The sequence below is a fragment of the Streptomyces hydrogenans genome (assembly GCF_014656075.1).
In the GTDB taxonomy this organism is placed as follows: domain Bacteria; phylum Actinomycetota; class Actinomycetes; order Streptomycetales; family Streptomycetaceae; genus Streptomyces; species Streptomyces hydrogenans.
In genome coordinates, this window is sequence record NZ_BNBS01000057.1 from 43,449 (window position 1) to 49,806 (window position 6,358).

General features: G+C 72.2%; 8 protein-coding genes. 4 read left to right on the forward strand and 4 right to left on the reverse strand.

Annotated elements, in window-relative coordinates; translation table 11 throughout:
- Nucleotides 1–7: 7 nt before the first annotated feature.
- On the forward strand, nucleotides 8–742 hold the full coding sequence (locus IE321_RS23285) for a hypothetical protein (RefSeq protein WP_190224394.1): 735 nt from the start codon (nucleotides 8–10) through the stop codon (nucleotides 740–742).
- Here IE321_RS23285 and IE321_RS23290 read toward each other — a convergent pair.
- From IE321_RS23290 to IE321_RS23300, 3 genes are all read right to left on the reverse strand, one after another.
- Nucleotides 727–1,317 (reverse strand): imidazolonepropionase-like domain-containing protein, encoded by a 591-nt coding sequence (locus tag IE321_RS23290; RefSeq protein WP_043227788.1) that lies wholly within the window; start codon nucleotides 1,315–1,317, stop codon nucleotides 727–729. The genes IE321_RS23285 and IE321_RS23290 overlap by 16 nt on opposite strands.
- Before the next feature lie 8 nt (nucleotides 1,318–1,325).
- Nucleotides 1,326–2,525, reverse strand: coding sequence for a cyclic dehypoxanthinyl futalosine synthase (gene mqnC / locus IE321_RS23295; protein WP_043227790.1), 1,200 nt, complete (start codon nucleotides 2,523–2,525; stop codon nucleotides 1,326–1,328).
- 197 nt (nucleotides 2,526–2,722) lie between these two features.
- Nucleotides 2,723–3,589 (reverse strand): menaquinone biosynthetic enzyme MqnA/MqnD family protein, encoded by an 867-nt coding sequence (locus IE321_RS23300; RefSeq protein ID WP_043227791.1) that lies wholly within the window; start codon nucleotides 3,587–3,589, stop codon nucleotides 2,723–2,725.
- Between the two features lie 283 nt (nucleotides 3,590–3,872).
- On the opposite strand from IE321_RS23300, the gene IE321_RS23305 reads away from it, so the two are divergent.
- Nucleotides 3,873–4,076 carry a cold-shock protein gene (locus IE321_RS23305; protein ID WP_043227793.1) on the forward strand — a complete coding sequence of 68 codons (204 nt, stop codon included), beginning with the start codon at nucleotides 3,873–3,875 and terminating at the stop codon, nucleotides 4,074–4,076.
- Nucleotides 4,077–4,201: 125 nt separating this feature from the next.
- Here IE321_RS23305 and IE321_RS23310 read toward each other — a convergent pair whose 3' ends face one another.
- Nucleotides 4,202–5,065 (reverse strand): M23 family metallopeptidase, encoded by an 864-nt coding sequence (locus tag IE321_RS23310; protein ID WP_190224395.1) that lies wholly within the window; start codon nucleotides 5,063–5,065, stop codon nucleotides 4,202–4,204.
- Nucleotides 5,066–5,192: 127 nt separating this feature from the next.
- Here IE321_RS23310 and IE321_RS23315 point away from each other — a divergent pair, with 127 nt between their 5' ends.
- Both IE321_RS23315 and IE321_RS23320 read left to right on the forward strand, forming a co-directional pair.
- The gene (locus tag IE321_RS23315; RefSeq protein WP_190224396.1) at nucleotides 5,193–5,606 is read left to right on the forward strand and encodes a DnaJ family domain-containing protein; all 414 of its coding nucleotides are present in this window, start codon (nucleotides 5,193–5,195) and stop codon (nucleotides 5,604–5,606) included.
- Nucleotides 5,603–6,115, forward strand: a complete 513-nt coding sequence (locus tag IE321_RS23320; RefSeq protein WP_190224397.1) for a mycothiol transferase — start codon at nucleotides 5,603–5,605, stop codon at nucleotides 6,113–6,115. The genes IE321_RS23315 and IE321_RS23320 overlap by 4 nt, the downstream gene beginning before the upstream one ends.
- The last annotated feature ends 243 nt before the right edge of the window (nucleotides 6,116–6,358 follow it).

The following is a 6,358-nucleotide window of genomic DNA, read 5'->3' on the forward strand; positions in this document are numbered from 1 at the left end:
GTCCACCGTGGAAGACAACGACACCGCCGTTCTGCTGCGCGACGCCATGGACCGGACCGCGGACGGTCTGCCGCCGCTGCCCGACCTCGTGCCGCTCGCGGTGCGCGAGGGGCGCAGGCGGCGGAGCCGCTCCCGGCTCGCGGCCGGCGCGGCCGCCTTCGCCGTGGTCACGGCGGGGGCGATCGGGCTCACGCTGCTGCCGGGGTCCGGGCCCGGGGGGCCCGTGCCCGCCGCCTCGTCGACCGTCGGCGAGAAGCCGGCCGAGCGCGAGCGCCGGGAGGAGTACCGGCGGAGGATGGCGGCGCTGCTGGACGAACGGCTGCCGGAGAGGATCACCGGCGTCCGGCCGGAGGGCGACCGGGTGAGCGAGTACCGGATCGAGGCGGGCGGCGAGACCTTCCGCATGGTCGTGTCGGTGCGACGGGCCGCGGTCGGCGGGCCCGGGGCGGGCCCGTCCGCCGGGGGGGACGGGGCGGAGCTGAGGCTCGGGCCGGTCAGCGAGTTGGGCGACCGGGTGCACGTGGGCTACACGTACCGCCGGAGCGACGTCACCTTCCTCGTGTACGCCGGGAGGGCGGCGGCGCCGGTGTCGGCGTCCGATCTGTTCCCGGTCGCCGGGGATCCGCGCTTCCTGGAGCTGGTGGAGGAGGCGGACGCGCGTCCGATGGAGACGGACGACCCGCCGCTCGACTTCGGCATCGACCTCCCGGCGGAGCCCGGCGGCGCTCAGCGGGCGCGGTAGACCAGCCGCCCGTCGATGACCGTGGCCACGCAGGTCGACGCGCCCCGGCGCACCAGCGTCGCCGTGTCGGGGACGTCGAAGACGGCGAAGCGGGCGGGGGCGCCGACGGCCGGGCGCGGGAGCAGGATCAGCGGTGCCGGGGAGAGTGACGGGGGGCCGGGGAGGACGTCGGGGCGGCGGCCCACGGCGAGGCCGGCGCGGCGGACCGCGTCGAGGGCGCCCCGGGCGCGCAGCTCTCCCGCGACGGCGACCGTGCCGTGGGCGAGCATCCGCTGGACGCCGCGCCGGGCGCTGGCGCCGAGGCGGGTGGCCAGGAGCTCCCGGGCGCGCTCGCCGGTGACCGGCTCGGTGCCGTACTCGTCGGCCTCGCGCGGGTCGGGGTGGTAGGTCCGCTCCAGCAGCTCGGGGGCGTACGGGTTGAGCAGGCCGGGCAGCAGGATGCCCGGCCAGCGGCGCAGCCGGGCGTCCTGGTGCTCCGCCGCCAGTTCCTCGTACGGGCCGATGGCGGCGATCCGCGCGCCGTCGACGAGGACGGCGGTCTCCGGCGACCCGTCGGCGGCGTGCAGGGTGGGCATCGGGGGCCTCAGTTCGCGTCGAGGAGCTTCAGTTCGGGGTGGGCCGTGCCGCCCTCGATGGCGACGGACGAGATGTGCGAGGCGACGCGGTCGTCGACCGGGTCGTTCGCCGGGTCGTCGTGGACGGCCAGGTGCTCGTAGGTGGTGGAGCGCTGGGCGGGGACGCGGCCGGCCTTGCGGATGAGGTCGATGATCTCCAGGCGGTTGGAGCGGTGCCTGGCACCGGCGGAGGAGACGACGTTCTCCTCCAGCATGATCGAGCCGAGGTCGTCGGCGCCGTAGTGCAGGGAGAGCTGGCCGACCTCCTTGCCGGTGGTCAGCCAGGAGCCCTGGATGTGGGCGACGTTGTCGAGGAAGATCCGGGCGATCGCGATCATCCGCAGGTACTCGAAGAGGGTGGCCTGCGTGCGGCCCTTGAGGTGGTTGTTCTCGGGCTGGTACGTGTACGGGATGAAGGCGCGGAAGCCGCCGGTCCGGTCCTGGACGTCGCGGATCATGCGCAGGTGCTCGATCCGCTCGGCGTTGGTCTCGCCGGTGCCCATGAGCATGGTGGAGGTCGACTCGACGCCCAGCTTGTGGGCGATCTCCATGATCTCCAGCCAGCGCTCGCCGGACTCCTTGAGGGGCGCGATGGCCTTGCGGGGGCGCTCGGGGAGCAGCTCGGCGCCGGCGCCGGCGAAGGAGTCGAGGCCGGCGGCGTGGATGCGGGTGATGGCCTCCTCGACGGAGACGCCGGAGATGCGCGCCATGTGCTCGACCTCGGAGGCGCCGAGGGAGTGGATGACGAGCTGCGGGAAGTCCTTCTTGATGGCGGCGAAGTGCTTCTCGTAGTACTCGACGCCGTAGTCCGGGTGGTGCCCGCCCTGGAACATGATCTGGGTGCCGCCGAGCTCGACGGTCTCCGCGCAGCGGCGCAGGATGTCGTCGAGGTCGCGGGTCCAGCCCTTCTTGGTGTCCTTCGGGGCGGCGTAGAAGGCGCAGAACTTGCACGCCGTCACGCAGACGTTGGTGTAGTTGATGTTCCGCTCGATGATGTACGTCGCGATGTGCTCGGTGCCGGCGTAGCGGCGGCGGCGCACGGCGTCGGCGGCGGCGCCGAGCGCGTGCAGGGGCGCCGAGCGGTACAGGTCGAGCGCCTCCTCGGGGGTGATCCGACCGCCCGCGGCGGCACGGTCGAGAACAGACTGGAGGTCGGCCTTCTCGGTCACCGTTTCGTCCCTTTCGGAGGCTTGTTGACAGACCGAACCAGCGTACGCCAGCGGCGGTGCGGGGCCGGTCCGGGGTCCGCGTCGGCATGAATTTCCGATGAACGTTCCCCGGCACGATTCCCGTGGCGGGAATGGAAGTGCGGCGCGGGTCCCGGGGCGGGAAATGCGGAGGCGAATTGCGCGGAGTGGCGGCGGGCCTATTCCGGCGGCAGCAGATCGACGGCGACGTCCGCCGGGAATCCGGTCGTCGGTCCGGTGCGGCGGGCGAACTCGCGCACTCCGGCGAGTTGCTCGGGACCGAAGCGGAAGTCGAGCGTGCGGAAGTAGCGCTCCAGCAGTTCGGCGTCGAATGCCTCCCAGCGGGCGGCCTGTTCGGCCACCTTGGTGACCTCGTCGAGGGAGAGGTCCCGGGAGGCGAGGAAGGCCCGGTGGACGTCGTGGACGGTCTCCGGTTCGCGCGCCAGGTAGTCCTTGCGGGCCGCCCAGACGGCGAAGACGAAGGGGAGCCCCGTCCACTCCTTCCACATCAGTCCGAGGTCGTGGACCTGGAGCCCGAGCCGGGGCGCGTCGTGCAGCGAGGCGCGCAGGGCGGCGTCGCCGATGAGGACCGCCGCCTCGGCCTCCTGCATCATCAGGCCCAGGTCGGGCGGGCAGGTGTAGTAGGCGGGCTGGACGCCGTACCGCTCCGCGAGCAGCAGCTGGGCGAGGCGGACCGAGGTCCGGGAGGTGGAGCCGAGGGCGACGCGGGCGCCGTCCAGCTCCTCCAGGGGCCGCTGGGAGACGATCACGCAGGACATGACGGGGCCGTCGCAGCCGACCGCGATGTCGGGCAGGGCGACGAGCTCGTCGGCGTTGCGGAGGTACTCGACGAGGGTGATGGGGCCGATGTCGAGGTCGCCCCGGACGAGCCGCTCGCTCAGCTTCTCGGGGGTGTCCTTGGTCAGCTCCAGATCGAGGAGCGTTCCGGTCCTGGCGAGGCCCCAGTAGAGGGGCAGGCAGTTCAGGAACTGGATGTGCCCGACCCGGGGCCGGCTGCGCTGGTGCTCGTCGTTCGCATTGTCCACAACGCGAGGCTAGACCCGTCTCGTACGGTGGACATCGCCGGGGGACATCCGGGGCAGATCGGCGCGGCGCGTCAGCATGCCGGGAAGCCGATCAAACATGCGGGTGACGTGATCTTTCCCTCTATCGCCACGAGCACGCTGCGTGCTACGCTCGACGCAAGTTGCAGTTTGGTTTCCCTTGCAGTACAGAGCCTGCGGAGCATGTGACCCGCAGGCTTTTGTAGTTTTCAGACTTGTTTGCAGGTTCTGGAGCAGGGCGACCCTTTGGCCCATAGGAGGGCTCATGGCTACCGGAACCGTCAAGTGGTTCAACGCTGAAAAGGGCTTTGGCTTCATCGCCCAGGAAGGCGGCGGCCCGGATGTCTTCGTCCACTACTCCGCGATCAACGCGAACGGCTTCCGTTCGCTTGAGGAGAACCAGCAGGTGAGCTTCGACGTCACGCAGGGCCCGAAGGGTCCGCAGGCGGAGAACGTCACCACGATCTGAACGCCGTAGTGGCGATCTCGATCTTCTAGAGCAGTACCCAAGGAGCCCCGCTCCGTGCCGCAGGTGCGGCACGAGCGGGGCTCCTGCCCGTTTCCGGGCCCCTTCGGGGGGCCTCTCGGGGGGGCTCAGCAGTTCGGGATCACGGTCCCGTTGTTGTCGCGGGCCTCGTCGTTGCCCCAGCGGGAGAGGTAGTACGCCGGGACGTAGGCGCCGTAGCCGTTCTTGCCGGAGTAGACGGTGTCCAGGTCGGTGCGGAGCCACCAGTGGTTGAAGTTGCCGGAGGCGTCGCGGACCTCCTGGCCCCAGACCTTGCAGTAGACGTAGTTCGTGCCGGCGTTCAGCACGCCCTGGGCGTCGTTCGTGTTGGCGCCCGCGTAGCCGGTGGCGTTCGCGAAGGTGTCCACCCAGTACTTCCCGCCGCCCCCGCCCGAGCAGCCGTTGTCGCTGGTCAGGTGCTTGGAGCCGTACGAGCCCGGGTAGGGCGCGAGGGAGGCGCCGTTGATCACGATGGACTGGCCCACGCCGTTGTAGAGCTGCTCGTAGTGGATGTGGGCGCCGGAGCTGTTGCCGGTGGAGCCGGTGGTGCCGATCTGCTGGCCCTGGGAGACGGCGGCGCCGTTCGCCACCGAGTAGGCGTTCAGGTGGAAGTAGTACGTCTTCCAGCCGCCGCCGTGGTCGACCACGATGTAGTTCCCGGCACCGGAGGGCTGGGAGTAGCGGTACGCGGTGCCGGAGGCCGAGGCCAGGACGGGGGCGCCTGCGGTGGCGCCGCCGTCGGAGCGGACGAAGTCGAGGGCCTGGCGGACCTCGGCGGAGTGGTGGCTGTAGGTCCACTTCTGGCCGCACGGGAACGGCGCCTTGAACAGCGGCGCCGCGTGGGCGGTGCCGGCCGTGCCGAGGACCGTGAGCAGCCCCGCGAGCAGGGCGAACAGGGCGCCGAGGGCGGGGATCCGGGTGGTGGGCCGTGCCGTGCGCAGGGGGAGACGCATGGGTCCTCCGGGGCGTCGGTGACAGGGGTATACGCGCGTTGACCGACCACAGGGTGCCGGAAGTCCGGCCGTCGCAGTAGACGGCCTTTCCCACATGCCGGAGGGCTCCGGTACGTACGCTGGACACATGACCGAACGGAAACCGCCCGGCGTCAGCTTCGAGTCCTTCGTCGACAAGCAGATCCGGGAGGCTGCCGAGCGCGGCGACTTCAGCAGACTCGCCGGCTTCGGCAAGCCCCTTCCCGACGAGGCGGCCCCCTACGACGAGCTGTGGTGGGTCAAGCAGAAGATGCACCGCGAGGGCATGGCGGTGCTGCCGCCCGCCCTCCAGCTGCGCAAGGAGGCCGAGGACGCGGCGGAGGCCGTCGCGGCCGCCGTCTCGGAGAGCCAGGTCCGCCGGATCCTCGGCGAGATCAACACCAAGATCGCGGAAGCCCTGCGCCGCCCGCCGGCCGGTCCCCCGCTGCACCTGACGCCCTTCGACGTCGAGGCGGAGCTGACCCGGTGGCGGGAGGCGCGCGACCCCAAGGGGGCCCGATGAACAGCGCCGGTCTGCTGCTCGACGCCTTCGGCCGGATCCGGGAGGCCGTCCACGCGGCGGTGGAGGGCCTCGACGAGGAGGAGCTGGCCGCCAGGACCGACCCCGACGCCAACTCGATCGCCTGGCTCGTCTGGCACCTCACCCGGATCCAGGACGACCACCTGGCGGGCGCCTTCGGCACGGAGCAGCTGTGGCGGTCGGACGGCTGGCGGGACCGCTTCGGGCTGCCCTTCCCGCCCGCCGCGACCGGCTACGGCCACACGTCCGCGCAGGTCGGATCCGTACGGGCGGGCGCCGCGCTGCTGCTCGGCTACCACGACGCCGTGCACGACCGGACGGCCTCGCTGCTGGCCCCGGTCACGGACGCGGACCTGGACCGGGTCGTCGACACCGCCTGGGACCCGCCGGTGACGCTGGGCGTCCGGCTGGTGTCGGTGATCGCGGACGACCTCCAGCACGCGGGCCAGGCGGGGTACGTGCGGGGGCTCGTGGAGCGGCGGGACGGCTGAGGGCGACGGGAGGGACCGGGCCGGGGCCGTACAACCGTTCACGCTCACCGGGAGTCCCCCCTGTGTCCCGCCTCGCGTACGGGACGGCACGCCCGTGCCCGGCCCGTCCCCAGGGGGGAACACCTTGCAGCACCGCACCGCCGGAACCACCCTCCTCACGGCCGCCGTCGCGGCCGTCCTGGCGCTGACCGCCGGCGTCCCGGTCGCCACGGCGGCGCCCGCGCCGGCGGCGGCGAGCGAGCG